Here is a 26,211-nt window from a genome sequence, read left to right on the forward strand (position 1 = left end):
GGAAGGAACGAGTGTATTGATGAAAAAAAGAACCTTATTAGGCAGCTTTTTGGTGGTCGCGGGACTAATGCTCATCTCCGTTCCTTTTCTATATGAGTGGCGAACTTCTCAGGAGACAGCAGCCATGGAACAGGCATTGAAAATGATTGAAGAAAATGACAGTGATGCCCTTTCTTCTATTCCACATTTAACTGTGTCAGAAGAAGACTTGCGAGAAACGATGGAGCTTGAGATCCCGTCAATTGATTTAAACGAAAAAGTGCTTCCTGTTACAACAAAAGAAAATTTAGGGATTGCACTGACTCAAATCAAATCTCATCAAATGCCAGGTGAAGGAAATTTCACGATTGCAGGCCATAGAGGGTATAGAGGCGACCGGCTTTTCCGGCAGCTGCCAGAGGTGCCTAAAGGAGAAAAAGTCGTCTTACATCATCAAGCAGAAACATACGAATACAAAATTGTCAGCTCAGCTACGATTGAACCGACGGATGTTGATGTACTAAAGGATCGCGGGAAAAATGAACTGACATTGATCACTTGTACTCTTGATGGCCAGAAACGATTTGTCTTAAAAGGAATACGAATCAATGCTTCAAAGGATAAGCAACCGTCGGATGTATAACACCAACATAATAGATGATGGGTATGCTGGAAAAGCAGCGTTCACGACCGACATGTTACACCAACTGTTAGTAGAGCATTATCCCACTTTAAAAAACGAACGTTGGGATGTGGATATAGATACAATTCGGACTTCGCCTATTCTTCATCCTTTATTAAGAAGAAAGATTCCGATAGGTATTGAAAAATTCACATGTGTTTTGTTCACGCAGCAGACAGAGTCCTTTGGAGAGCCTTTGATTGTGTACTTTTTATTGGATGAAAAAGGCGAATCGATTTACGCAATGGATCTCTTGCTAGAGCAGCATGATCCACATTAAACAAGAAATAAAAAAGGAAGGTCTTTGATTAACGGGTGTAGTTTTAAGGTGGGAAAATTGTATTAGTCATATAATGAGGACTCTAATTCGGATATGAATTGGAGTTCTTTTATTTGTTTATATGAAAGAGTACGAGCTATCGTCAAGACCTGTGCAGAATATATGGAGTATAGTGAAAGCGAAGTCGTTGATATGTTGTTGCTCCATATTTTAGATGATAAAGATTTTATAAATCGGAAAGAACAATGTTTTGACTCCAAACTTCTGATAAAATTCATTTAGATATCCATCATTCGTAGGTGTGGAGGTAAAAGAATGCTCAAAGAAGACCCTGATTATATTTTTCGTCATGATGCCCAACCAGAAGTTGTTCATGATTTAGCCGATGTGGATGAAAATGCCACCGAGTTGTTAATCACAGGAAAAACAAAAAATATTGAAAGGTTGAACTCTTTTTCTAACTTCACGACATTGTGGATTTACAAAGTGAGCCAAAAGGAATTCAATACGATCTTGAGCTTAGTTAATCCCAAAATGCTCTATATGCGTGAACTGAGAGTAGAAGATTTATCAATCATCAGTTCTCTTCAAGATGTTGAGGTATTGGCACTTGAATGGAATACGAAGGCACAAAGTTTATGGGATCTATCAAAAAACACTTTTTTAAAATCTTTATCCATAACAGATTTTTCAAAGTTGAATGACATAGCCCCTTTGCAAAAAAACACTGGTTTAGAATGGTTGCAATTGTCAGGCGGGATTTGGAATACATTAAATTTAAATACTCTTCAACCTTTAAGATACCTTAAGAATTTAAAATATCTGTGCTTATCAAATATAAAAGTGAAGGACGAGTCTTTAGAACCAATATCGGCATTAGAGGGACTCAAGGAGCTTGACATTTCAAACCAATTCCCGACAGAAGAATACGCTAGATTATCCGTAACCCTTCCAAATACGAAGTGTGATCGTTTTGCACCATACATCTTTTTATCAAGTCCTATTGTAGATAAAGATGTAATGGTAATTGGAAAACGGAAACCGAAATTAAATTCAAAAGTCGATGGGAAAAAGTTGCAAAAATACGAAGAACAATTTAAAGCGTACCAAGAAAAGTATAAAAATTAACTTAAAAAGCAATGGATAATCTATTCCATTGCTTTTTCTATTACGCAAACAACTTCAGCCCAACGACGCCAATCACAATCAGCAGCAAGCTGAGGATACGAATCATGTTTTTCGGCTCTTTAAATAGAATCATATTAAACAAGACAGAACCCGCTGTTCCAAGTCCAATCCAAACCGTATAAGCAACGGAGACTTGAACGGAAGAGAACGAGACGTACAAAAACAAAAAGGATAAGGCAAATCCGCCGACAAATAAAATGCCTGTCGTGAGTTGCTTTTTCTTACTGAACATATTGAGACCAATGGTTCCGCCAATTTCGCAGGCAGAGGCTAACAGTACAAAAAACCAGCCCATTTATACCGCTTCTCCTTTCTGCTCATGTGCATCTCCATCAGACACTTTCAGTCCAATAATTCCGAGAATTAAAATGCCCATAAATAAAAGCTTTTCTAATGAAAACGAACCGCCGAACAGCGCATAATCCATCAAAGACGTACCAATCGTTCCAACTCCGGCAAACACGGCGTACACAGTCCCAGTCGGCAGCTTCTCGCAAGCTTTCATTAAAAAATAAAAATCAACCGGGATCAGGCAGATAATGATCGCCCACTCCCACACAGCATCAGCTCTATTTAAACCAAACACCCAAAGTAATTCAAATAAACATGTGAGTGCAACATACATCCAGCTTTTTTTCATCGTATTTCCTCCTAAAACTGAGAACTGACGATTCGTCATTTTGAAGCCAAAAAAGAGCGTACAGCAAGTGCTGTACTAAGTTAAGGTGTCTCTATGCCGAGTGCGTAAAGGAGAAATTGCTTCACCTCTCGCTTTTGAATCAGAACCTCTTCTGTATCTGTTTCTGTAAATAAGTACATTTGCTCAGCAGACGATTCAAGTAAACCGATAATGAATTTCGCAGCATATTGACAGTTCAAGTTCGCACGGACTCTTTTGTCCTGCTTTGCCTTTTCTAAAAAAGAAGCGACCCATTTGTAAATCGGTTCATAAATATCTTCCCATTCTTTTAAATGCTCGGTGGCAGCTAAGCCTGAGTAGGTGAGGGCAAGGACATCACGGTATTGCCTTGTAAAAGCGAAAATGAATTCAACAAGCGCATCTGCTTGATCGAGGACATCTGCATGCTGAGTTAATTCCTTTTCGATCGCAGGCACCATCTGTGCGATCAGATGTTCAGCGATAGCAGGCATGACGGAAAGCTTTGAAGGAAAATATAAATAAAACGTTCCTTGCGCTACTCCTGCTGCTTTCACAATATCCGAAATGGTCGTCTTTTCGATTCCTTTTTCTTTAAACGCGTCAATGGCAGCAAGCATAATCTTATCTCGTTTCGACACATCATCACCGACCTTAAATGACTGAATGTCAGTCAGTTTAACGGAAAAATGACGATTTGTCAATATGGGTTTCTCGTCATTGAATAGGAGAAAAGTGATGAATAGATGCGGGCAGGCCTGAATAAGCTGTAAATATGGTCAAGCATGATGTGAGAAAGGGGCAGCTCTCCGTATGACATTCAGTGCGATGTTTTCCATGACTTATTTTCTCTTGCTCGTCCCGCTCTATTTACATATGAGATACAGACAGGCGAAAAAACAAAAACGATTTATCTATTTACGAACTGAAATCGTTCTTGCCTGTCTGTTTATGTATACAAATGTTTTATTATATTTGACGGTCTTTCCTAATCGTTTTTCCGCACCAAGGGATCAGGTGAGTGTCAACCTCATGCCTTTGCAGTCCATTTATCAAAATCTCCATGCCTATCATCATGGCTATCCCAATCTTGTTTTTTTAAATTTGGCAGGGAACATTTTGTTATTTGTGCCACTTGGTTTTTTTCTTTATCAAGCATTCCGAACCTTGCGCTTGCAAAAGGCAATTCTTGCTGGCTTTTTCTTGTCAACAATAATTGAAGTGCTTCAATGGATATTCTCGCAATCTGGTATGATTACAAGAAGCAGCGATATTGATGATATTCTCTTAAATACACTTGGCACAGCGCTAGGTTGTATGTTGTATCGGATGTATCAACGAAGGAAGGAGAAAATCAAGTGAAGCGAGTTTGTATCATTCCATGTGGGGCGAAGAAAATATGGGACGTCCATCCAGAGGCAGGGAGCCAGCCGGCGAACCTCGTTTATTTAAGTCCGCTGCATCAGCGTACGAAAAGCTATGCCCGAACGTTCTTTTCAGACTACCTAATCATTTCAGCAAAGCATGGATTCTTAAAGGCAGATGATATTATTCATGAAAATTATGATGTGGCTTTTGGTACACCGCATACTGATCAGATAACAAGAGAAGCACTAAGTCAGCAATTTCATGAAAAACATCTCACTGCATATGATGAATTAGTGATACTAGGTGGAAAGAAATATCGAAAGGTGATCGATCCGTTATTACTTCCTCATCAGACAGCGATTTATCCGCTGGCTCCATATAAAGGAATTGGCTATATGCTTCAGGCGTTAAAGCAAGCCGTTGAGACAAAAGTAGAACTTCCGCCGCATATTTAACGTATTCACATCTACCGGTAAGCAGGGTTTTGATCATTAAAAAGAGAATGAATGAAGTAGCGATGCTGATTGTTTCATATCTTTTCAGCAGCCACTTGGATGTCCGCATCGCTTATTAGAGTGGCTATATGAAAAAGGGGGCGTATGAACATGACAACCATCTATTTAGCTGGTGATTCAACCGTTTCATCTTACCCAGATCGTCCTGTTCAAGGAGGATGGGGAGAGTTTTTACACCGTTATACAGCGCATGATGTCAAAGTCGAGAATCGGGCGATCGGTGGAAGAAGTTCAAAGACATTCATTGAAGAAGGACGCCTTGATCAGATATTGTCCGTCATTCAGCCGGGAGACTGGCTTTTCACACAAATGGGGCACAATGATGCTTCAACGGAGAAGCCCGAACGGCATACAGATCCTTTCACAACGTATAAAAGCTATTTGTCTCAATATATTCACGGAGCAAGAGCGAAAGGAGCTACACCGCTTTTATTAACGCCAGTCGGCCGCTTTCATGAAAAAGACGGAGAATATATCAATGATTTCCCTGATTACTGTGCCGCGATGAAAGAACTAGCTGATGAAGAAGAAGTCCTTCTTGTAGATTTAAATACGGCAAGCCTTCAGTTTTATCAAATTTCCGGCATAGAGAAAACGACTTCTTACTTTATGCTGTCAACAGGCATAGAGGATCGCACGCACTTTACAAAAGAAGGAGCTGATGCGATTGCAAGACTTGTTTCGCTGGAATTAAAGGACCTTGGATTAACGATTGTGTGATGGATGACAGGACGAGAAAGCGCTCGTCCTGTTCTTTTTTTGCAGAAAGCTATTGATTCCCTTCACCAGAGTAGACTACAATAGGTACATATGATAATGAGAATCAATATCACTTATGAATAGATCATTCAATGAAAAAACGGAGGGACTCAAATGACAGATCAGCTTGAATTGTTTGACGTCACCATTATTGGCGGCGGTCCAGCAGGAATGTACACCGCCTTTTATAGTGGGATGCGGGATTTAAAGACGAAGGTACTGGAGTATAACGAAAGCCTTGGCGGAAAAATCCTCCTCTATCCTGAAAAAGTTATTTGGGATGTGGGCGGTTTGCCGCCAACAAGAGGTGAACAGCTGATTCAGCAGCTAGAAACGCAGGCGAAAACATTTGAACCAGAGATTGCGTTGAATCAAAAAATCACGCAATTCGAGCGGGATGAGAATGGTCATATCCTGCTGACGGCTGAAAATGGCGATCGTCATTTGACAAAGACCCTCATCTTAGCCATGGGTCACGGAATACCAGTTCAGCGAAAACTTGAAATCGAGCATGCAGACCGTTATGAGGTAACAAACCTTTATTACACCGTGCAGGAACTAAAGACGTTTGCAGGGAAGCGGGTGGTCATCTCTGGAGGCGGAGATTCAGCTGTTGATTGGGCAAATGCCCTCGTTCCAATTGCTGAAAGTGTGACCGTTGTGCATCGTCGTGATATGTTTGGTGGACATGAAAAAAACGTCGCCAACATGAAAGCATCTAGTGCTCGCATTCTCACACCGCATGAACTCACAGAGCTTCATGGTCAAGGTGACAAAATTGAAGCCGTCACCATTCAGCACTTAGAAACAGGCGACATCGAACGAATCGAAACCGATGCTGTCATCGTCAACCATGGCATGAAAGGTGATTTAAGTGTTCTATCAGAATGGGGACTCAAGCAAGGTGAGTGGGGACTCATCGAGGTCAATGAAAAGATGGAAACCAATTTACCTGGTGTCTATGCAGTTGGCGACTTATGCACACATAAAAGTAAAGTGCGTTTAATTGCCGGTACGTTTGTTGATGGAGTCAATGCACTCAATAGCGCAAAGCTATACATCGAACCAGAAGCAGAAAAAGTAGCGTACGTGTCTTCACATAATGAACGCTTTAAAGAGAAAAACAAAGAATTACAAACGGCTGGAGCGCGATAATCACCATTCAGTCAGACATTGAAGTGCTAAAATGGTTTATTTTAGCACTTTTTTATATGGAAGGAGAAAGAGAAAATGACCGCCTATACTCATACAATTCTTCGCATGAAAGAAAGCAGTAAACGATCTCTTTCTGTGAAACAAACGGACTCATGGCAAACATCTTCACTGATGTTCTTGACTACGGACGGTGCGGTGAGACTTGACATGGAAGGAATTCGATATGAGCTAAACGCCAAAGACAGTGTGTTGATCCGCTCAGGAATAGATGTCATGGTTCAATCTTTATCGAGCGAGCAAGTGGTGATCTATACTGTCACATTTGACCAATTCACTCTGGCACAAGATGCACAAAATGAATTGGTCTATAAGGTGAATCACGATAATCTCCCTGATAACGGGGAAGTGGTGAAAGGCTCTGCCGTCCTTTTTTCTTACATCAAACAAATACAGACGAGCCAAATCATACAAGAACAGGCGAAATGGCTGGAAGAAATCATGTTCATTTTCCGCAAACAATCCAAGCCATACAACGAAAAAGTGCATTATTCGATTAACATGATCTTGCAGTATATGGCTGAGCATTATGATCAAAAACTAACAAGAAAAGACTTAGCTCATAAGATGGGGTTTCATGAGAGTTACTTTTCTACCTTTTTCAAACAAAGTATGGGGATGAGTGTGACAGAATACATTGCACAAATTCGAATAGACGAAGCCAAAAAACGTCTTCTGCAAACAGACGATCAAATTCAAATCATAGCACGGCAAGTCGGGTATGCAGACAGTTTATATTTCAGCAGGAAGTTCCGTCAAAAAACAGGGAGAACGCCCAGTCAGTTTCGAATGAACCGAAGACCAGAGCGTATTGCTGCTTTTCAATTTGTCGGGTCATTGGTTGCAATAGGCATTGAGCCTGTTTGTATTGACGAAGAAACCTATCTCCATTCAGATATACTGAAAGAACAACTGGCCGGTTCGCTCGTCATAAATGAACATACGCCTGATGACGTCTTTAAATCACTTCAATTAGATGTCATCATCGTCCCTAACTATTATTATTCAAAACCTGCATTGATCAAGCGGTTGGAGCAAATCGCACCAGTTCTTGTTCTGCCATACGCCGGTCATCATGCTGTACCAGAGGTACTGTCTATAGGACGCCTTTTAGGAAGAGAAAATGAGGCAAACGATTGGGTGAAGCGATTTGAACAGCATAGTCAACAGGCAAGAAACACCCTGTCTTCCTTTAGAGAAAAAGGCGAGACCGTTGCAATCTATGAAATGAGAGGACATGACAAAGTGTATATGTGGTCCTATGAGGCAAGAGGGGCCTTCTATCTTTACGAAACGCTTGGCTTAAAACCTCCAAAAGCCATTTTAGAAGAAGTTCTTCTTCCTAATCAACATACAGTCATTCCTTTAGAGAGACTTGGAGAATACGAGGCGGATCATATGTTTTTTATTGTCTCTGACCAATATGGGTGGTATAAGCAAATGGACAAGCGAATGGAAGAAAGTGATGTTCTTCGTCAATTATCGGCTGTGAAAAATGGTACCTTTTATCCAGTAAAACTGGAGGAGTTTCGATTTGATGAAGGAGAGCGTGCACTTCTTTTGATGGACCGGTTTGTCTCTCTATTGACACAGCCAGCCTATCCAACAATTGTCCATATGTAAGTTGCGAGAATCCTCCATAGACCACTACGGGTGAGGTTGATAGAATACATGAGACTAGTAATTGATAACTATTCTCATTTGTAGTGGCGAAAATGAAGGAGGAATATGGAGATGAAAAAGACGTATTGGATATGTGCTGTCATTCTTCTAATGATATTGACGGCTTGTGGCAATAAAGAACAAGCCAAAACAGCAGAATCAAAGCAAGAAACGAAAACGGTTGAAACAGTGAAAGGAAAGATAGAGATTCCAGCTGAACCTAAACGAATTCTCGTAGATGGATATTTAGGGAGTGTGATTGCACTTGACGTTCAGCCTGTGGGATCGACCACGCAGGATTTAAAGAACGTACACTTAAAGGACAAGATAAAAGGAATAGAGGACATCAGTGACGAGCGTTCAGCTGAAAAAGCACTTAGCTTAAAGCCTGATCTGATTATCACAGCAGTACAGGATGAAAAAGTCTATGATGTGTACAAAAAAATAGCGCCTACCATCGTGTATCCTTACGGTTCTTTCAAAGATGCACATGAAGAATTGACGACGCTGGCAAAAATTTTAAATAAAGAAGAGGAAGGAAAAGCATTCCTCACCGCCTTCGATCAACGAATCGAGGCTGCTAGGAAAAAAGTGAAGTCTGCTTTAAAAGAGAATGAAACGGTCTCGATCATGGGTGCTTTTAAAAATGATGTCTATGTATATGGTAACGGTATTTATCGAGGCGGGCAGGCATTATATCAGCAATTACAGGTAAACCCGCCAAAACAGGTCAGAGATACGATTTTAAAAAGTAAGACAGGGTATGAAGTCATTTCGTATGAAACCCTTCCTGAATATGCAGGAGATTACATTTTCATTGATGAAAGCAACGGCGGAACATTTGATAAAAACAATTCTATTTGGAAGAGTCTAGAATCTGTCAAAAAAGAGCAGACCTATCAAATGGATACAGAGTTCTTCTGGCCTTACGATCCGATTGCAGTAGCAAATCAAGCGGAAGAGTTTGCTGACATATTGACAGAAATGTCTGATCGGTAGGAGGTCTGTCAATTGTTAAAGCGTTTCTTCTCATACTACAAACCATATATGGGGCTGTTTATATTAGATTTTTCCTGTGCGGTACTGGCAGCCTTACTCGAATTATCCTTTCCCCTTGCCATCAGTAAAGTGATGGACGATTTGCTGCCAAATGGTGATTGGGATGCCATTTGGTTTTGGGGCATTCTGCTCCTCGTTTTATACGTGATCAGTTCTACGATGCATTATGTCGTGACCTATTTTGGGCACAAATTAGGCATTAATATAGAAACGGATATGAGGAATCAGCTATTTTCTCATGTACAAAGAATGTCCTTTCGCTTCTTTGACAAAAAGAAAACGGGAAAACTCGTGTCCCGTATGACAAATGATTTAATGGATATTGGTGAAATTGCGCATCATGGCCCGGAGGATTTATTTATCGCGATCATGACACTCACGGGTGCCTTTGGCTTGATGCTGTCGATTAATTGGCAGCTGGCAGTTCTCACATTTATTGTCGTTCCATTCTTGATCGGATTATCCGTCTACTTTACGAAAAAAATGTCTGCTGCTTTTGATAAAATGTTCTCGAGTATTGGTCAATTCCATTCACGTGTGGAAAACAATATTAGTGGCATACGGGTTGTGAAAGCATTCGGAAATGAATCACATGAAATGGACCGATTTATTGAACATAACGAGCAATTTAGAAAGACAAAGCTAACCACATATCAAATGATGGCTGTGCATACCGCTGTCAGTCATTTTCTTATTAAGAGTGTGACAGTGTTTGGCCTTGTATGCGGCGCATGGTTTGTGCTGCAAAAAAATATGACGTATGGGGAATTTGTGTCATTTGTACTATTAACAGGCATCTTCTTAGGACCCATTCAACAAATCAATGCAGTCATTGAAATGTATCCAAAAGGTGCAGCGGGCTTTAAACGATTTGCATCACTCATCGATCAATCGCCAGATGAAAAGGATGCGGATGATGCCATTGAAGTTGATCAGTTAAATGGGGATATCGTTTTTGAGCATGTGTCTTTTCAATATGAATCAGACAAACCGGTTCTTCATGACATCAATCTTGAGGTGAAACAAGGAGAGACCATTGCGGTCGTAGGTCCCTCTGGTGCTGGGAAATCGACGCTTTGCAGTTTGCTGCCACGTTTTTACGAATGGCAGGAGGGTACCATTACAATTGATGGCATAGAGACAAGAAAGATGACACTGCCTTCGCTGCGGAGACAAATTGGTGTCGTCCAGCAAGATATTTATTTATTCCATGGGACCATCCGAGAAAACATTTTATACGGAAAACTCGATGCATCTGATGAAGAAGTGTGGCAGGCAGTGGAGAAAGCCCAACTGAAGGATCTTGTAAATAGCTTGCCAAATGGGCTTGATACGATCATCGGTGAACGCGGAATGATGTTATCTGGCGGACAAAAACAGCGTATCTCCATTGCACGTATTTTCCTTAAAAATCCGCCAATTTTTATTTTAGATGAAGCCACATCTTCTCTGGATACGGAGACAGAATCCTTTATTCAGGGCTCACTTGAAGAACTATCTGAAGGACGAACCACGTTTATTATTGCGCATCGCCTAGCGACCATCCAGCATGCTGACCGGATTGTGGTTTTAACAAAAGAGGGCATCAAGGAGCAAGGCAGGCATGAAGACCTGCTGGAAATGGACGGGATGTACCGGCGTTTGTATGAAACACAGTTTAGAATGTAAAAGAGGAAAAGCCGGCATATTGCCGGCTCGGCGTGTAGACAAACCCTCGCATTCGGTGTCAGTTCTGCGCTTCGGTGCTCACGAATGTCAAATTCGCTCCGTGCCGATGCTCGTCCTTCCTAGGGCTGCAAAGGTTTTCTATCACGCTGAAAAGAAGACAAAGGGCTAAAATAAAGTTCATTTTAGCCCTTTGTCAACAATCTGAAGCCGGCATATTGCCGGCTTTTTAGCGTGTGATCATCATCCGACCATTAACTGCGGGGGGCAAATAACATCACACTGACACCAGCTAAACAGATCAAAGCACCCATCCAGTCATAGAAATCAGGGGTTTTGCGATCGACCCACCAGCCCCAAAACACAGCGAGAACGACAAAAACACCGCCATAGGCCGCATAAACCCGCCCAAAGGTCGGGAACTGCTGGAATGTAGGGATGACGCCGTAAGCGACCAAGATGAGGCTACCTGCGATTCCATAGCTGACGGGTTTTGCTTCACGCAGCCACAGCCAGACAAGATAACCGCCACCTATTTCAGCCAGACCAGCTAATAAAAAAAGAACAATCGTTACAATCATTTTCGGACACTCCAGTTCTCCTGTTTCGTTCTATTATGACATGATGAAAGGATGCGTTCTACCTGATGTAAATTGAGAGCCTGACGAGAGTTTGCTAAAATCAACTGAACAGTGAATCAAACACATGGATGCTTGACTTTCAATGAGGCGGGTGATCCAAATGGTCCATCCATCCGTTTAGTAAGTACATTCTCATGAGGAACACATTTCCTTTTTCAGCGCTCTTTTTTTCTCCTTGAAAAAAGAGTAAAGTACAAAGGAGGCTTATCTCAGCAATTTGAGTGATGAGCCATACGTGAAGATTTCATGATGAATGCATAATGCTCTTTCTCATGAAAAAGGAAGGAGATGACCATGGACACACTGAAGGATTTTGAGCTGTATCACAAGATCAAACATGATCGACATAAGCCCTCGCTTGAATTATTGTACGATCGCTATGAACGTGTGTTATATTCGTTTATTTATAAAATGACTGGAAACCGTGAGCTGGCGGAGGAAGTGCTTCAAGAAGTCTTTATCAAGCTCTGGCGCGGCATAGGAGAATACAATACAGATAAAGGGAAATTTTCCTCATGGTTATTTATGATGTCACGAAACACGGCAATCGATCTATTAAGGAAACACCGAAATGAAACAGCTCTTGAAGATGAGCATATTGAATACTTGGCAGATCATCAAGAAGATGTGTCAAAAGAAGTAGAATGGAACGAAGAAAAACAAATCATACGTGAAGCAGTATCAACATTGTCGAAAGAACAGCAAACCATCATCGAAGATGTCTATTTTAAAGGAATGACACAAAAGAGCATTGCGGAAAAACTAGGCATCCCTATTGGAACGGTGAAGGGAAGAGTTCGATTGTCATTGAAGCATTTACGAACGAAACTGTCTCGCGGAGGAAAGGAGGAAGAGGCATGACTCAGTGTAAACATCAAGTCATTGATTACTTTAACGGGCATTTACAAGGAGAAGAAAAGACGCAATTTGAAGAACACATCAAACATTGCTCGGATTGCAAAGAAGAGCTTGAAGAACTGACATCGCTCATGTCTGATATTCCGTTTCTAGCAGAGGACGAAACGCCTCCGGCAGGGATGAAAGACCGCATTTTATCAAGAGTATTTGAAGAAGAGATACGAGAGACAACAATCGCTGCAAAATCGAACCCGCCTCAAGATCTCAAAATAGTTCGTGATGCACATGAGATGAAACCGCCAATGAAGAAGAAAAATCAATGGCTTTTGCCTCTCGTTGCCGCACTACTTCTCATTTCTGCAGCTGGGAACGTGTATTTCTTAACAAATGGAACAGATCAAGCAGAACAACCTGTCAAAGTTGTTGCGACAAAATCACTGGCATCTGCCGAATCGGCAAAAACAACGGGTGCTTTTTCAGTGATTGAGCATCACGGCAAAAAAGAGCTTGTAGTGAGTGCCGACGGATTAAAAGGCCAGCTTGATTCATCAGCTGTTTATCAAGTATGGCTCATTAAAGGAGATCAGCCCGTTCCGGCCGGTGCCTTTAAAACAGATAGCAAAGGGGAGGGCACCGTCACCTATGCGTTATCTGAAAAAGAAGCAAACGAATCATGGGATACTGTGGCTGTCACCCTTGAACCAAAAAAGGATAACAAGCTTCCGCAAGGCCCTGTCGTACTGAGTGCTGCATTTTAAGCTTGATTCATGAAGGATGCCTTTTTCAGGGCATCCTTTTTTGATAGGCAGAAGGAACCTTATGACAAATGAGACGTACTACATATAGAGGTGAGACACATGCAGCGATACATAGAAAAACAACTATTTCTCTTATCAGGTAGACACGCATTTACCGCATTTTATTTTTTGGTGATCCCATTCATTATAAAAGACCTTTTTAAATCAACTCCTTTACTTATGGTCATGATCGCTCTTTTTATCATTCATCATCTAGTGACAAGTATCGTATGGTTTTATAAATCAAGAAACATTCGAAAGCGTCAATCAGGTGACCTAACCAAACGGGGACATCTAGTTGTCCAGATCATGCAGAGGCTCGAACAGCTCATGATGCTCGGTTTTGTGATGGTATTGATCAGTGGATGGATGCAGGGAGACATTGTGACGCTATTATTCACAATTTTTCTGTTCATCGTCGTTTTCTTGCAGCACATTCAGTTTTATTATGTTCAGTACTTTTTTAAATCGAGCGGCTGGTTCACCTATGTCCTCTCTTTACAAAAGGCTCGTCCTTCTTACATCGTGAGGGAACGAAGGGCTTTGAAGAAATCCTAAATGTGCAATCGCTTGCTGACTGATCCATCAGCATCAGAAATGTATGATAAAATGTGGAAAAGAAGCATGGAGAAAGGGAGTGCGAGCGAGTGAAAGCAGTTGGATTATTTGAGTATTTGCCAATTGAGCATGAACAAAGCTTGATCGATCAGGAGGTGGCAAAGCCCAAAGCAGCTGGCAGGGATATTTTGGTGAAGGTAGAGGCTGTGTCGGTGAATCCAGTGGATACAAAGGTGAGGTCACCGAAGAATCAGAAAGAAGATGAATTGAAAATTCTTGGCTACGATGCAAGCGGTACGGTGGTGGAAGTGGGCGAAGCGTGTACGTTGTTTCAGCCGGGTGACCACGTCTATTACGCAGGAGATATCACGCGACAAGGCTCAAATAGTGAATACCAGCTTGTGGATGAGAGAATTGTGGCGAAAAAGCCTGCAAATCTCTCTTTTGCCGAAGCAGCTGCCATGCCTCTTACAACAATTACGGCATATGAAGCGCTATTCGACCGAATGCATATGAAGCGGAATGCAGAAGGCTCGACCTTGCTGATCATCGGTGGTGCAGGCGGAGTGGGCTCTATCGCCATTCAACTCGCCAAATTAGCAAAGGCGACTGTGATCGCCACTGCATCAAGACCTGAAACAAATGAATGGTGTCTCTCATTAGGGGCTGATCATATCATTGACCATCACCAGCCGCTCTTAGCGCAGCTTCAGGAAAAAGGGATTGGCGAAGTGGATTACATTTTATGCTTAAATGATACAGATGGCCATTTCAAAGGGATGGCAGAAGCGATTAAACCTCAAGGGACGATCTGTACCATTGTTGAAAATCAGCACCATTTAGACATTCAATTACTCAAAAATAAAAGTGCTGCATTTGTATGGGAATTCATGTTCACACGGCCGATGTACAAAACCTCGGATATGATGAAGCAGCACGAGCTTTTAAAAGAAGCGAGTACATTATTTGAAGAGAAGAAGTTAAAACACACATTAACAAAGGTGCTCAGCCCCATCAATGCCGCCAATTTGAAGCAGGCACATCAAACACTTGAGCAAGGGAAGATGATAGGTAAATTTGTTCTAGAAGGATTTTAAGGAGGGGCAGCAGATGACATCATTACAATATCCGATTGGCTTATATGAACCGGTGGACCAACAAACGAAAAAGCAGCTGGAGGCATGGATTGATGAGCTGGCACTCATTCCTCAAAAGTATGAAGAGGCAGTTGTCCCATTGACAAATGCTCAGCTGGATACCCCATATCGGCCAGAAGGATGGACCGTTCGTCAGCTCATTCACCACGTAGCGGACAGCCATCTGAACGCCTACTTGCGATTTAAACTTGCGCTGACAGAAGAAACACCGCACATACGTCCATATGATCAAGAAGCATTTGCTTCACTTCCTGACAGCAAGGCGCCTATCAGTCTATCACTGCCGTTAATCAGCAGTCTGCATCGCAGGTGGGTCACATTACTTCGCGAGATGACAGAGGAAGATTTCAACGCTGCATATTACCATCCAGCCGATCAACAAACGGTGTCCTTATATGATGCAACAGGAATGTACGTCTGGCATTCACAGCATCATCTCGCCCATATCACGGAATTAATCAAAAGAAATCAGTGGAAGTAAGGGAGTTAACACATGTCTAGTAGAAGAATTGTCGGCGCTATGTTTATCTGCACGGCGGCATTGTTTTATATAGCAAAATTCGTTTTGTTTGAGATTCGTTATGGTGGAAATGTAGGCGGAGAAAGAACGATCGAGGAACTGGAAGATATACTCCCAGGCGGTACGTGGATCAGCATCATTTTTCTCATTATCGGTTTAGGTTATCTCCTGTGGGATGACCGGGAAGTCATTCGTCAATATCTTTTCACCCCAGATAAACAAGGAAAAGAAGAATTAAAAAAGACGGACCTCAAGTGACCGTCTTTTTTTCTTTTTTATCCACGTTCGGGACGAAGTGCTTTTTCTAAAATAGCTAGACCTTCATTGACTTTTTCTTTTTCTTCGTCATTGAGCCGTTGCAGGGAATTTTTAATTTTTTCATGCCCTTTTTGATAAATACTTCTGAAAATATTTTTCGCTTCCTCTGTCAATTCTACGACAATGATTCGACGATCACGCTCAGAATGCTTTCGTTCCACAAAGTTCGATTGTTCTAACCGATCAAGCAGCCCTGTCATATTGGACAAAGAAGCCCCCATTTTTTCAGCAATTTCGGACACCTTAAGAGAGCCATGGTTATTGAGCAGCATGAGCACCTTCATTTGAGGCATACTCATATCCAGCTTCATCCATTCAGAAACATCTCCAAGTCCTGCAGCAGTGAGCACTTTCATATACAGCACCCATGTCTTTTTTTCCTCAGGAGATAGGATTTCCTCTTTTAGTACGGTGGTGTCATGAATATTATATTCCACGCTTGTTCACTTCCTTTAAGCGGCTCTTTTCTTTATATTACTGATTTTTACTTCTAATTGAAAGTATCATGAAGCTTTTGAATGTTAAACTGCATGAATTAAGTGGTATTTGTTGTATAATAATGGTCAGTTGAAATTAATGAAGCAACTTAGAAAGTTGGGAAAAACATGTGGAACAAAAAAACGGGTATGACGATCTTAAAAATGCTCTTTCCGATCGTGATCATCCTTGTCTTAATTTTTGTCGCCAAGCAGGAGCTGAGCGGCCTTTCCATTAAAAAAACGTTTTATATTATTGACAGCTTGAATCGAATGGACTTGTTTATTCTTGTCTTTCTTGGACTTGTCGCTGTTTTATCCATGTCCTTATATGATTTTATTTTAAGAAAAAGCCTTAATATGCCTATCAGCGGCTGGAAAACGATCCGAATTTCTTGGATCGCCAACTCCTTTAATAGTGTGCTTGGATTCGGTGGTTTATCAGGAGCAGGGCTTAGAACGCTTCTATACAAGGAATACATAACAGATACGAAAAAACTGTTGAAAGGCATTGCCCTTTTAACATCCTCTGTTCTGCTCGGCTTATCTATTTTCAGTGATTTGATTTTAGTTAGGGTCCTGCCAGTTGAAAGTATTATTAGTCAGGAGCCGTGGTTATGGGCATTTGTCATTATTTTTGCTTGTATTGTGCCCATTTACATCATCATGGCGTCCATTCGAAAAAGCTCGATTGAGAGCGGTGAAAACGGACTGAAGCACCCGATCTATGCTTATATTGGTGCATCGTTTTTAGAGTGGCTGGCAGCTGGTCTTGTCATGTACATGGCTGTTGTCTCTATGGGGATGAACGTTGATGTCCGTATTGTATTAGGTGTCTTTGCGATTGCGTCAATCGGCGGTTTAATCAGTATGGTTCCGGGCGGATTTGGTTCGTTTGATCTGATCTTTTTACTCAGTATGCAATACATTGGGTTTGATAAGGAGATGGTACTGACAGCGCTTGTATTGTACCGCTTCGTTTACTCCATTTTCCCGTTTATTCTTGGACTTTGTCTAGCGGCATACGATTTAACTGGAACAACACTCAGGCGTCTTGAAGGCAATCCGAGAATGGCGCCTGCTATTGAAACAACAAACGTCTTAATTGTTTTGCACCGAGCTCTGCTCATCCGTTTATTGTACGGATCTTTGTCCATTTTAACGTTTGGAAGCGGTTTGCTCATTATGGCTTCCGTTGTGCTTCCTGTTGATCGTTTAGGTGTGATTACAACCATTCCACGCTTTTTGTTATCAGGATTTAATGGTCTTTCTTTAATGTTCGGGATCATTTTAATGATTTTGTCCATTGAAGTGTATAAAAGAACGAAACGGTCTTATCTATTGACAATGATTGCCCTAGCAGGCGGCTTTGTGTTTACTTTACTAAAAGGGTTTAACCTGAGTTTGATCTTTATATTGCCGGTCATCATGGTGGTATTTTTCTCGCTTCGAAATCAATTTGTGAAGCAGCAGGCCCCTTATTCTTTGAATCAGTTTGTGGCCGCCGCCGCCGGATATTTACTCGTGTTGTTTAACTATAATGTCATTGGAAACTTCATTTGGATGAAAATTGGTCATTTCCTAAGCAAGGACTATTTGGTTCATAATGAACGGCATATCACGATGACCAGTATGATTGCTTTAATTGGCGTCCCTCTTTTCTTTTTCATTAGTAAATTGATTTTTAATAAAAAAGCAGTTCCAATCGGTGAAGAAGCCGATGAAGAAAAATTAAAAACTTTTCTCGAAGAAAAGGGAGGAAATGCGCTTAGTCATCTAGGTTTTTTGGGAGACAAAAAATTGTTTTTCTCAAGTGATGGAGAGGCGATGCTTCAGTTTGGTCGGATTGGCCGTTGTGTTATTGTACTTGGAGATCCTTCTGGGCGTAAAGCCTCTTATCCGCTTGTACTGGAAGAATTTTTGGAGCAGACAGAAAAAGCAGGCTATCGTGTCGCTTTTTATCAAGTAGAACGTGAAGGAATGGCGCTTTATCATGACCTAGGTTTTCACTTCTTTAAGCTTGGGGAAGAAGCCATGGTCGATTTAGAAACGTTCTCTTTGTCAGGAAAGAAAAAATCAAACTTACGGGCTGTCGCAAATAAATTTGAACGAGAAGGCTATACGTTTGAAATGCTGGAGCCGCCCTTTTCAGAGGAATTGATTTCAACCTTAAAACAAATCTCTGACAGCTGGCTGGGCAAGAAAAAAGAAAAAGGATTTTCATTAGGCTATTTCCATGAAGACTACCTTCAAAAAGCACCGATTGCGATTTTAAAGGATGAACAAGGGCAGATCATATCTTTTGTGTCCTTAATGCCGATGTATCAAAAAGGAGAGATATCCATCGACCTCATGCGTCATATGCATGATGCACCGAACGGGATGATGGATGCACTCTTTATCCACCTTTTTCAATGGGCGAAAGAAAAAGGCTACACATCCTTTAACATGGGAATGGCACCATTATCGAATGTAGGCACGTTCCACCAGTCTTTTCTGACAGAACGTTTGGCGAGTGTCATCTTCAATAACGTCAGATATATGTATAGTTTCAGCGGCTTACGGTCGTTTAAGCAGAAATATAAACCAGAATGGCGCGGAAAATATTTAGCGTATAAAAAGAATACATCACTTCCTGTCACAATGGTGCTCGTCACTAAGCTGATAGGAATGGACCCAAATCGAAAACGGCGTCCATAAGTCCAAAGAACCTTTACCTTTCACTAGGTGAAGGTTTTTTTAGACAAAAGAATAGCAAAAGTGGTAAAGTTGAAGGGTAAGGGGGATGTTCACATGACACTAAATGAATGGTTTACAAAGGGATTAGCTGAACGTACATATGTACACAACATGGAGAAAAACCGTGAAAACTTACTCACGGTGTACAACCAGTACGCAATTCATCAAAAGGAAAAAGAGCTGCTTCAAAAACTTCAAAAGAAAAAGCTCAGAGCGCTTGTGATCACGGCAGATTGGTGCGGTGATGCGATGGTTAATGTACCTATTTTCATGCGTATTGCAAATGAAGCACTGATTGATGCGCGCTATTTCATTCGGGACGAGCACCTAGACCTGATGGATCAGTATTTAACGAACGGGACCGCAAGATCGATTCCGATTATCGTCATCATTGATCAGGACGGGAAAGAAGTGGGGAAATGGGGACCTCGCTCAGCAGAAGCTCAGCGCTTTGTCGACGAGAAAAAGCCGGATAAAGATGCACCCGATTTTGAGGAAGCATTTAAAGTGTTTGCGAAAGAAGTCGCACATCACTATACGACAGATCGTTACTTATGGAAAGATATTGAGAAAGAAATAGTAGAAGTTTTGGCAAAAATATAAACCAAAAGACTACTTCGCCGCAATGGGAAGTAGTCTTTTTTTATCTTGTTTTTGCGTTTTACCTACAAAACACCGCATAAAGATGTAGAAAAACCGCAGAATTCTATCAAATACCGCAGAAAACCGCAAAGCATCACGATTTTCCCAACCACTTTTAGTTGAAAAACCTCATATATGCCATGAAATCAGCTATTTTGCCCTTATCTAAAGGCTCATATAACGCACGTCGGATGGCTTTTTCCCAATACAAGAGGCCCAGCAACTATAGTAATCTAGTTGTAATCTCCTTTGAACGAACTAAAAAAAATAAATGAAGGAAAAGGGCTGGCGATCAATTTATGAAAAAAATCATCTATCTCGATCAAGAAAAAAAGAAGCTCGCTGAATCAAAGAAAAGAGAACAGCGTTCCATCAAATCACTCAGACTGCTTGTGTTTTATGACGGACAAAGTCCTTCATGTGCAAAAGCAATTGACCTGTTGAAATCACTCGATTGGAAAAATCGAATTCACTTTGAATCATTTAGAAACTCACAGCTGCTGAGACTGAATAAAATTAGTGAAGAGAAGGCAGAGAAACGAATCGTGTCTATTTCCTTAGCGAAAAATCAAAAAAACTCAGGGATTTATACGTGGCTGAGAATGGCTTGTCACATCCCTGCATTATGGGGAACGGTCCCATTCATTGTACTCAGCATTTGGCTTGGCTTTGGGCAGCATGCTTACGATTATTTTGCGAGAAAACGGTACATTCATTCTGTCGAACAAGTCACCCGTCCCGATACAGATCAACAAAAGACCATCTAATCATAGAAAAAGCATGACCTTCGATCGGCAGAAGGTCATGCTTTTTTGTAATACGGGATATATGATGCTAAGTGATCAAGCAGCTTCGTTGTGTAAGACATATATGCACGCTTATCAAGCTCAGAAGCCGCATAGGAAAGCAAGGTTCTAAGAGCAAACAAGTACTCATTGTGGAGCTGATTGTGTTCAAAGTAAGGAATCGCTGCTTCTACTAAATAAGTTTTCAAATCATGAGGATTCTCTTCAATCATCAATTTATAGATTTTAATCATATATAAACAGTTTGGTTGAATACGAGGCTGTTTGAGCAGCTCGTGTATATATGGAAGCGCCTTTTTGCGATCATATTCCGCATACAATGTCGCGATTTCATAAAGCGTTTCACAGTAACGATCTTCTATCTGTTCTTGATTAAAATAATTGAGTGAATCTAGTAAATAAGGCACAGCGGATGAGAAATCGCCTTGGCGTTTTAAGAGAACCCCGTAATAAAAATAAGCTGTCATCTTAATATAAGCATCAGGGTGAAGCGATGTGTGTAAAATCACTTCTTTTAAATATCTTTTAGCTGTTTGAAAGGCCTTTAACTCCAGTGAGATGACCCCATGAATGAGTGTACAATGAATGACCCGCTTGAAATTATTTTTTTGTCTATACAAATCCATTGCTTGATGTGTGGCCTCAAGCGCATCACCGAGATGCCCCATGGCTCCAAGTGCTTTTGCATAGTGATAATACAGGTCGCTCTGTTCAACAGAAGCGTAAGAAAAGCAGCTTTCAAGTCTTTTCAATCCTTCTTCGAGTTGACCGATTTTAATCTGGTGGATGCCATCTAGATATTCAAACGTTTCTTTTTCTGTGTCAATAAAGGTTTTTTCAAACTTCTTAAGCACGCGGTGCGTTTTTAAGGCAAGCTGTTGTTTTTCTGTTAATAAATAAAATTGAAATAAGGACAAATGATACTGAATCCCTAAATCTAGCGAAAAGAACTGTTCCTCGTGATGAATGATCATTTCTGCATTTTGCTCTGCTTGATCGAGCGCATAGAAATACATGTTCATCTGAAACTCATCGAGCAATGACAACAGATGACGCGCCTTTTGCGACAGCGTTTCTTGACTAATTCCAAGCCGTTCAAGCAAAAGATTGATCGTATCTTGATTGGCCTCTTTTGAGCCATTTTCAATTTTACTTAAATGAGAGACAGAACAAATTCCTTCTGCCAACTCCGATTGGGTCATATTTTGTTTATAACGATAGAGTTTGATGATTTGCCCAATATTGATTTTCATTCCATTCAGAAGCCTCCCTTCCAATCATGGGTTGAAAGCTTTTTGAAAAAATAGCCGCATTTAACAAAGTGGAAATACCTGAAACCATTTCATCATCTTGGCTTTTTTCTCAAAATTTGTTTAAAACGTAATATGATTGTAACATTACTTGAAAAAGTCAAACAACTTTTTAGCAGAGAGGTGAGGTCTTATTTGCAAACAGCACATGATCATGTTTATAATGTGAATGAGAATCAATTTCAATTAAGGTTGATTGAAAGGATGACATATATGCCAGAAACAAAACAACAAACAGAAGCGTTAACGGTTCGAGACGCTGTCAGATATAGACGATCGATTCGAAAATTCAAAGAAACGCCGGTGAGCATTGAACAGCTTCAGCCATTATTAGAGGACGCAGTCTATGCACCCAATCATAAAATCACGGAACCTTGGCGTTTTTTATATGCAGTGACGGATGAAGCGAAAGAGGTATTTGTTGAGCGGTTTATTGCTTTCTTTAAACGCAACAATCCAGACGCAAAAGAAGAAAAGATTAATCAGTACAGAGATTATTTTTCTAAAGTACCAGCACTTTTACTTGTTGTTCTAAAAGAAGACGAAAATCCAGTTGTGAGAAATGATGATTTTGCCGCTGTGAGTGCGCTCATTCAAAACTTCCAGCTGCTGGCTTGGGATCAAGGAATCGGTATGGTATGGAAGAGCGGCCGTATCTTATACGACAAAGGGTTTCAACAGGATATGGGATTAAAGGAAAACGAACGCTTTGCCGCGATTCTTCACATCGGTTATCCAGAAGAGGTGCCTGAGGAAAAGTCACGTCAGAAGGCATCAAGCCTGCTAACTGAAATCAAATAAAAACAGACCTTTTGATAGGGTCTGTTTTTTTTTTACTTATTGTTTTTTGGCACGCTGATCGGCTGCTTTCATACGTGCCATCGCTTTTACGTCATTCGGATCTGCAAGTTCTTTGGAAAATTCAACATATTCGCCATCCGTCTCTTGTGCCGCAAGCTGGTGGTTGGATTTTTTGTGTTGGTCTTTTTTCAAAGCTTTTCCCTCCTTTACAAGATCACTTTAGTTATGTGCTTGTAAAAGAGGAATATCCGTTTTATTTGTTTCTTTTTTCTGCTGCTCTTTCCGCTTTTTTGAATTCCTGCTGATACAGAACTTCCTGGGTTTTCTTCAGTTTTGAAGTCGGCTGGTGTTCTTTTTTCTTCATCAAAATCGCCCCCCTCATCTCATTTTTAATAGGATGGGTGTTTTTGACAAAATTTATTCCTCTGAATGCAAAATCGCTTCTTTTAGCTCAGGGTGTAAAAATTCATAAGAAGACAGCAGTGCCTTTTTCGGCAGAGCACGTTGGCCTTCTAATACAAGCAATGACATGTCGCCAAGTGCGGTTTTGATGACAAAGGACGGCACCTTCAGCCAGTGAGGGCGATGAAGGGTAGATGCAATAGTTTGCCCCAGCTGCTTCATTTGAACAGGATTTGGAGATGTGACATTGAGTGGACCTGATATGTGTTCATGCTCAATGGCATACGCAATGAGATGTGCTACATCCTCCACGTGAACCCAAGATACCCATTGCGAGCCAGAGCCAATCGTTCCACCGGCAAACAGCTTGTATGGCAAGGTCATAAGAGGAAGCGTGCCTTTTTCTCCTAGCACTACCCCAAAGCGTGTATAAACCGTGCGAATACCGAGCGCCTCAATTTTTTGCCCTTCAGCTTCCCAAAGTTTTGACGTATGACTTAAAAAGTCTGTATCGGCTGGAGGGGCCTCCTCCGTAAAGTCTTCTGTCTTGGAAGTGCCGTAGATACCGACAGCACTTGCTTGAATGAGCACAGATGGTTTCGATTCCTGCGCTTCTATAATGCGTCTCACTTCTTGTGTGGATTGAATACGGCTGGAGAGAATGCCTTTTTTTGCTTTGTCCGTCCAGCGTGTGAAAATGGATTTTCCAGCAAGGTTAATCCATACATCAATCGCAGGCAATTCATGTTCAGGCTTAGCACCTTCTGTCAGCCACTGCACGTAATGTAAATGATTTTGTTCGGATTCCTTTGGATTTCTTGTTAGAATATATAGATGATGTCCTTCAGCTGCGAGCACCTTTGTGACATGCTGGCCGATAAACCCGGTTCCTCCGGTAATGGCGATATTCAATTGACATCTTCTCCTCTCATATACATACCTATATCTTTCACGATTTTGAATCAGAAGAAACATCCTGACTGTTTGAAAAAAGGAGTGATCACAGGATGCCCTATATTACGAAAATCTCTGCTCAGAAAAACAATACAGAACGCGTGAACATCTTTCTTGATGAAAAGTACGCTTTTAGCGTTGATCTAGATGTGCTCGTCCAGCATGATTTGAAAAAGGGAAAAGAGCTGGACGAAGCCGATATCATAGAGATTCAATTCGGTGATGCAGTAAAAAAAGGATTTCAGCAGGCCGTCGATTATTTATCGTATCGGATGAGATCAGTGAAAGAAGTCACTGATTATTTGACGAAGAAAGACATACCAGCACCTGCTATTAGTGAAATTATACACAAATTAAAACATTATAAGTATGTAAATGATCTTGAATTTGCAGAAGCGTATGTAAGCACCCACCGAAAAACGAATAGCAAAGGCCCGTCAGTGCTAAAAAAAGAATTAAAGCTGAAAGGCATAGACGATGACACCATCGAACAAGCACTATCGCAATATCCGAATGATTTGCAGCTAGAGGAAGCAGTGAAACAAGTGCTAAAGCTGGTTAAGAAAGAGAAAAACCGGTCCGCAAAAGAAATTGAACAGCGTATCAAATTGCAGCTTCAGCGAAAAGGATTTTCATTTGATATCATTGATAAAGCCCTTCAAGAAGCCTATGATGGACAAGAAGAGGAAAAGGAAGAAGAAGCCCTTCACTATATGCTTGAGAAGGCAAAACGCAAGGTAGGTTATGACGGATCATTTGAGAAGAAAATGAAAGTGAAGCAATTCCTTTACCGAAAAGGATTTGATCTTGATACAATTGATCACGTTTTAGACAAAGGGGAATGACAGATGGAAAAACGCTATAGTGAAATGACAGAATACGAATTAAAGCAGGAGATTGCCGCTCTTTCTGAAAAAGCAAGAAAGGCTGAGCAGCTAGGCATTGTGAATGAATATGCCGTGTTGGAGCGGAAAATTGACATGGCGAAAGCCTATTTATTAGATCCAGCTGCTTTTCAGACCAAAACGACTTATCACATCAAAGATACAGACGAGCAGTTTTATGTGGAGTATTTAAATGGGGTTTTTGCTTGGGGCTACAGAGTATCAGCGCCAAATAAAGAAGATGCCCTGCCGATTTCCATGCTTACGCAAAAGGACTGATCCCTAGAGATCAGTCCTTCATCGTGTAGACAAACCCTCGCATTCGTTGTCAGTCCTGCGTGCTGGTGCTCACGAATGTCAAATTCGCTCCGCGCCAGTACTCGTCCTTCCTAGACTGCAAAGGTTTTCTATCACGCTGAAAAGAAGACAAAGGGCTAAAATAAAGTTCATTTTAGCCCTTTGTCAACAATCTGAAGGACTGATCCCTAGAGATCAGTCCTTTTCTTTACTTCGAACGTTGTTTACGGACGTTGTTCTGAAGTACGATGTCGTGCTGCGTTTGCTGCGTTTCTCCGTTGACCTGAGAGGCAGAATGTTTAGCATTCGCCCATGGTTGAGGGTAAGCGGTTGTTCTTAATTGAACAAAGTCTTCCATATACGATTTCCCATTTGAACTCATATCTCAAGCACTCCCTTTGGAAAAATTAGCGTTTCCCTGATGCCCTCATACGTTCCTGTGGACGTGTATTCGTCTCACCGTTCGGCCTTTTAGACGCATAAGCATCTGTGGCCCCTGGTTCGCCTTCAAACTTGTGATTCACTTGATTTGGAAAGCCCTTTGCTTTATTACGCATACTGATTCCCTCCAAACAATACAAATCATTTGCGTCTTTTGAAGACGTAAGGGTAGTATATGAAAAAAGAGATTTTTTTAAAAAGGCACTTTCTGCTAGATGAAGGAGGAACCAGTATGGAACAATATTTTGAGCGATTAACCGAACAACTAATGGAAAAAAACAATATGCTCACATATGAAGAAGCACGTACATGGGTAGAGCTCCTTTGGAGTGATTTTGAAACAACCTATGCAAAGGCTGGCCGCAAGTATAAAGGACAAGAAACGACTGAACGGATTGTCCGAGAATGGATCGAAAGCTACGGCGCTCAGCTGCATTTATTTCAAAATAAACAATCGAAGGCAAATGAGCATCTGCAACAAAACGACAAAGGGCTGCTGCATTAAAAGGGTTGCCCTTTTCACTTCCACTCATCTTTTTCAATAAACAGGAAAATATATAATTGACCAAACAATTTTATGAAA

At 41.1% G+C, this 26,211-nt stretch carries 34 protein-coding genes; 23 read left to right on the forward strand and 11 right to left on the reverse strand.

All coding sequences use genetic code 11. From position 1 onward, the window contains the following. Positions 1–19 precede the first annotated feature (19 nt). The 3 genes from NSQ70_RS04065 to NSQ70_RS04075 all read left to right on the forward strand — a co-directional run bounded on the left by NSQ70_RS04065 (position 20) and on the right by NSQ70_RS04075 (position 2,069). Positions 20–622 (forward strand): class D sortase, encoded by a 603-nt coding sequence (locus NSQ70_RS04065; RefSeq protein ID WP_047946540.1) that lies wholly within the window; start codon positions 20–22, stop codon positions 620–622. Continuing rightward, complete coding sequence (locus NSQ70_RS04070) at positions 615–941, forward strand: hypothetical protein (protein WP_024720266.1); 327 nt, start codon at positions 615–617, stop codon at positions 939–941. The genes NSQ70_RS04065 and NSQ70_RS04070 overlap by 8 nt, the downstream gene beginning before the upstream one ends. Positions 942–1,256: 315 nt before the next feature. Continuing rightward, positions 1,257–2,069, forward strand: coding sequence for a leucine-rich repeat domain-containing protein (locus tag NSQ70_RS04075; protein ID WP_342502477.1), 813 nt, complete (start codon positions 1,257–1,259; stop codon positions 2,067–2,069). A gap of 40 nt (positions 2,070–2,109) precedes the next feature. Here NSQ70_RS04075 and NSQ70_RS04080 read toward each other — a convergent pair whose 3' ends face one another. The 3 genes from NSQ70_RS04080 to NSQ70_RS04090 all read right to left on the reverse strand — a co-directional run bounded on the left by NSQ70_RS04080 (position 2,110) and on the right by NSQ70_RS04090 (position 3,407). Continuing rightward, on the reverse strand, positions 2,110–2,424 hold the full coding sequence (locus tag NSQ70_RS04080; RefSeq protein WP_342502478.1) for an SMR family transporter: 315 nt from the start codon (positions 2,422–2,424) through the stop codon (positions 2,110–2,112). Further along, entirely contained in the window at positions 2,425–2,769 is a 345-nt protein-coding gene (locus tag NSQ70_RS04085; protein WP_003217798.1) for an SMR family transporter, read from the reverse strand. Between the two features lie 80 nt (positions 2,770–2,849). Beyond that, entirely contained in the window at positions 2,850–3,407 is a 558-nt protein-coding gene (locus NSQ70_RS04090) for a TetR family transcriptional regulator (protein ID WP_046344945.1), read from the reverse strand. Positions 3,408–3,600: 193 nt separating this feature from the next. Between NSQ70_RS04090 and NSQ70_RS04095 the strand changes: the two genes are divergently transcribed. The 7 genes from NSQ70_RS04095 to NSQ70_RS04125 all read left to right on the forward strand — a co-directional run bounded on the left by NSQ70_RS04095 (position 3,601) and on the right by NSQ70_RS04125 (position 11,030). Next, complete coding sequence (locus tag NSQ70_RS04095; RefSeq protein ID WP_256689105.1) at positions 3,601–4,149, forward strand: VanZ family protein; 549 nt, start codon at positions 3,601–3,603, stop codon at positions 4,147–4,149. Then, positions 4,146–4,610: a DUF6884 domain-containing protein gene (locus tag NSQ70_RS04100; RefSeq protein ID WP_025206957.1), complete on the forward strand. Its 465-nt coding sequence runs from the start codon at positions 4,146–4,148 to the stop codon at positions 4,608–4,610. Before NSQ70_RS04095 ends, NSQ70_RS04100 begins: the two co-directional genes overlap by 4 nt. Before the next feature lie 150 nt (positions 4,611–4,760). Further along, positions 4,761–5,390: a rhamnogalacturonan acetylesterase gene (locus tag NSQ70_RS04105; protein WP_024720271.1), complete on the forward strand. Its 630-nt coding sequence runs from the start codon at positions 4,761–4,763 to the stop codon at positions 5,388–5,390. 153 nt (positions 5,391–5,543) lie between these two features. Then, on the forward strand, positions 5,544–6,584 hold the full coding sequence (locus NSQ70_RS04110; protein ID WP_024720272.1) for an NAD(P)/FAD-dependent oxidoreductase: 1,041 nt from the start codon (positions 5,544–5,546) through the stop codon (positions 6,582–6,584). Positions 6,585–6,659: 75 nt separating this feature from the next. Then, positions 6,660–8,264, forward strand: a complete 1,605-nt coding sequence (locus NSQ70_RS04115; protein WP_178929590.1) for an AraC family transcriptional regulator — start codon at positions 6,660–6,662, stop codon at positions 8,262–8,264. A 111-nt stretch (positions 8,265–8,375) separates the two neighbouring features. Beyond that, a complete protein-coding gene (locus NSQ70_RS04120; RefSeq protein ID WP_024720274.1) occupies positions 8,376–9,302 on the forward strand; it encodes an ABC transporter substrate-binding protein in 927 nt (308 codons plus the stop codon). Positions 9,303–9,314: 12 nt separating this feature from the next. Further along, on the forward strand, positions 9,315–11,030 hold the full coding sequence (locus tag NSQ70_RS04125) for an ABC transporter ATP-binding protein (protein WP_007496669.1): 1,716 nt from the start codon (positions 9,315–9,317) through the stop codon (positions 11,028–11,030). Positions 11,031–11,281: 251 nt separating this feature from the next. Here NSQ70_RS04125 and NSQ70_RS04130 read toward each other — a convergent pair whose 3' ends face one another. Further along, entirely contained in the window at positions 11,282–11,608 is a 327-nt protein-coding gene (locus tag NSQ70_RS04130; RefSeq protein ID WP_017358827.1) for a YnfA family protein, read from the reverse strand. Between the two features lie 354 nt (positions 11,609–11,962). Between NSQ70_RS04130 and NSQ70_RS04135 the strand changes: the two genes are divergently transcribed. The 6 genes from NSQ70_RS04135 (at position 11,963) to NSQ70_RS04160 (ending at position 15,816) form a co-directional block, all read left to right on the forward strand. After that, positions 11,963–12,529 carry a sigma-70 family RNA polymerase sigma factor gene (locus NSQ70_RS04135; protein WP_017358828.1) on the forward strand — a complete coding sequence of 189 codons (567 nt, stop codon included), beginning with the start codon at positions 11,963–11,965 and terminating at the stop codon, positions 12,527–12,529. Next, a complete protein-coding gene (locus tag NSQ70_RS04140; RefSeq protein WP_285529391.1) occupies positions 12,526–13,284 on the forward strand; it encodes an anti-sigma factor in 759 nt (252 codons plus the stop codon). The genes NSQ70_RS04135 and NSQ70_RS04140 overlap by 4 nt, the downstream gene beginning before the upstream one ends. 99 nt (positions 13,285–13,383) lie before the next feature. Then, positions 13,384–13,881: a hypothetical protein gene (locus tag NSQ70_RS04145; RefSeq protein ID WP_024720278.1), complete on the forward strand. Its 498-nt coding sequence runs from the start codon at positions 13,384–13,386 to the stop codon at positions 13,879–13,881. Between the two features lie 89 nt (positions 13,882–13,970). After that, complete coding sequence (locus NSQ70_RS04150; RefSeq protein WP_096881144.1) at positions 13,971–14,978, forward strand: zinc-binding alcohol dehydrogenase family protein; 1,008 nt, start codon at positions 13,971–13,973, stop codon at positions 14,976–14,978. Between the two features lie 13 nt (positions 14,979–14,991). Continuing rightward, positions 14,992–15,519 carry a YfiT family bacillithiol transferase gene (locus tag NSQ70_RS04155; RefSeq protein ID WP_327872578.1) on the forward strand — a complete coding sequence of 176 codons (528 nt, stop codon included), beginning with the start codon at positions 14,992–14,994 and terminating at the stop codon, positions 15,517–15,519. Between the two features lie 12 nt (positions 15,520–15,531). Beyond that, positions 15,532–15,816, forward strand: coding sequence for a hypothetical protein (locus tag NSQ70_RS04160; RefSeq protein WP_041506577.1), 285 nt, complete (start codon positions 15,532–15,534; stop codon positions 15,814–15,816). Positions 15,817–15,833: 17 nt separating this feature from the next. Here NSQ70_RS04160 and NSQ70_RS04165 read toward each other — a convergent pair whose 3' ends face one another. Continuing rightward, on the reverse strand, positions 15,834–16,313 hold the full coding sequence (locus tag NSQ70_RS04165; protein WP_008341672.1) for a MarR family transcriptional regulator: 480 nt from the start codon (positions 16,311–16,313) through the stop codon (positions 15,834–15,836). A 168-nt stretch (positions 16,314–16,481) separates the two neighbouring features. On the opposite strand from NSQ70_RS04165, the gene mprF reads away from it, so the two are divergent. From mprF to NSQ70_RS04180, 3 genes are all read left to right on the forward strand, one after another. Next, the gene (gene mprF, locus NSQ70_RS04170; RefSeq protein WP_017366868.1) at positions 16,482–19,052 is read left to right on the forward strand and encodes a bifunctional lysylphosphatidylglycerol flippase/synthetase MprF; all 2,571 of its coding nucleotides are present in this window, start codon (positions 16,482–16,484) and stop codon (positions 19,050–19,052) included. Between the two features lie 93 nt (positions 19,053–19,145). After that, on the forward strand, positions 19,146–19,694 hold the full coding sequence (locus NSQ70_RS04175; RefSeq protein WP_327872577.1) for a thioredoxin family protein: 549 nt from the start codon (positions 19,146–19,148) through the stop codon (positions 19,692–19,694). Between the two features lie 338 nt (positions 19,695–20,032). Beyond that, positions 20,033–20,500 (forward strand): DUF393 domain-containing protein, encoded by a 468-nt coding sequence (locus NSQ70_RS04180; RefSeq protein WP_024720282.1) that lies wholly within the window; start codon positions 20,033–20,035, stop codon positions 20,498–20,500. 35 nt (positions 20,501–20,535) lie between these two features. On the opposite strand, the gene NSQ70_RS04185 is transcribed toward NSQ70_RS04180, so the two are convergent. After that, positions 20,536–21,792: a transcriptional regulator gene (locus NSQ70_RS04185; RefSeq protein ID WP_008341668.1), complete on the reverse strand. Its 1,257-nt coding sequence runs from the start codon at positions 21,790–21,792 to the stop codon at positions 20,536–20,538. 270 nt (positions 21,793–22,062) lie between these two features. On the opposite strand from NSQ70_RS04185, the gene NSQ70_RS04190 reads away from it, so the two are divergent. Next, positions 22,063–22,650, forward strand: a complete 588-nt coding sequence (locus NSQ70_RS04190) for a nitroreductase (RefSeq protein WP_024720283.1) — start codon at positions 22,063–22,065, stop codon at positions 22,648–22,650. A 36-nt stretch (positions 22,651–22,686) separates the two neighbouring features. Here NSQ70_RS04190 and NSQ70_RS04195 read toward each other — a convergent pair whose 3' ends face one another. The 3 genes from NSQ70_RS04195 to NSQ70_RS04205 all read right to left on the reverse strand — a co-directional run bounded on the left by NSQ70_RS04195 (position 22,687) and on the right by NSQ70_RS04205 (position 23,964). Next, positions 22,687–22,842 carry a YfhD family protein gene (locus NSQ70_RS04195; RefSeq protein ID WP_008341997.1) on the reverse strand — a complete coding sequence of 52 codons (156 nt, stop codon included), beginning with the start codon at positions 22,840–22,842 and terminating at the stop codon, positions 22,687–22,689. A gap of 61 nt (positions 22,843–22,903) precedes the next feature. Beyond that, on the reverse strand, positions 22,904–23,014 hold the full coding sequence (locus NSQ70_RS04200) for a YfhE family protein (protein WP_017358836.1): 111 nt from the start codon (positions 23,012–23,014) through the stop codon (positions 22,904–22,906). Positions 23,015–23,067: 53 nt separating this feature from the next. Continuing rightward, the gene (locus tag NSQ70_RS04205; RefSeq protein WP_326378970.1) at positions 23,068–23,964 is read right to left on the reverse strand and encodes a TIGR01777 family oxidoreductase; all 897 of its coding nucleotides are present in this window, start codon (positions 23,962–23,964) and stop codon (positions 23,068–23,070) included. Positions 23,965–24,059: 95 nt separating this feature from the next. On the opposite strand from NSQ70_RS04205, the gene recX reads away from it, so the two are divergent. Both recX and NSQ70_RS04215 read left to right on the forward strand, forming a co-directional pair. After that, complete coding sequence (recX, locus tag NSQ70_RS04210; RefSeq protein WP_017358838.1) at positions 24,060–24,851, forward strand: recombination regulator RecX; 792 nt, start codon at positions 24,060–24,062, stop codon at positions 24,849–24,851. 3 nt (positions 24,852–24,854) lie between these two features. Beyond that, complete coding sequence (locus tag NSQ70_RS04215; protein WP_041090747.1) at positions 24,855–25,169, forward strand: YfhH family protein; 315 nt, start codon at positions 24,855–24,857, stop codon at positions 25,167–25,169. Between the two features lie 226 nt (positions 25,170–25,395). Here the strand turns inward: NSQ70_RS04215 and NSQ70_RS04220 are convergent, their stop codons facing one another. After that, complete coding sequence (locus NSQ70_RS04220) at positions 25,396–25,569, reverse strand: YpzG family protein (protein ID WP_003217811.1); 174 nt, start codon at positions 25,567–25,569, stop codon at positions 25,396–25,398. Between the two features lie 25 nt (positions 25,570–25,594). Continuing rightward, positions 25,595–25,744 (reverse strand): small, acid-soluble spore protein K, encoded by a 150-nt coding sequence (locus NSQ70_RS04225; RefSeq protein WP_003217849.1) that lies wholly within the window; start codon positions 25,742–25,744, stop codon positions 25,595–25,597. A gap of 116 nt (positions 25,745–25,860) precedes the next feature. Here NSQ70_RS04225 and NSQ70_RS04230 point away from each other — a divergent pair, with 116 nt between their 5' ends. Further along, positions 25,861–26,133: a YfhJ family protein gene (locus NSQ70_RS04230; RefSeq protein ID WP_017366871.1), complete on the forward strand. Its 273-nt coding sequence runs from the start codon at positions 25,861–25,863 to the stop codon at positions 26,131–26,133. Positions 26,134–26,211 lie beyond the last annotated feature (78 nt).

This window comes from Bacillus sp. FSL R5-0397, assembly GCF_038593395.1.
Classification (GTDB): Bacteria; Bacillota; Bacilli; order Bacillales; family Bacillaceae; genus Bacillus; species Bacillus altitudinis.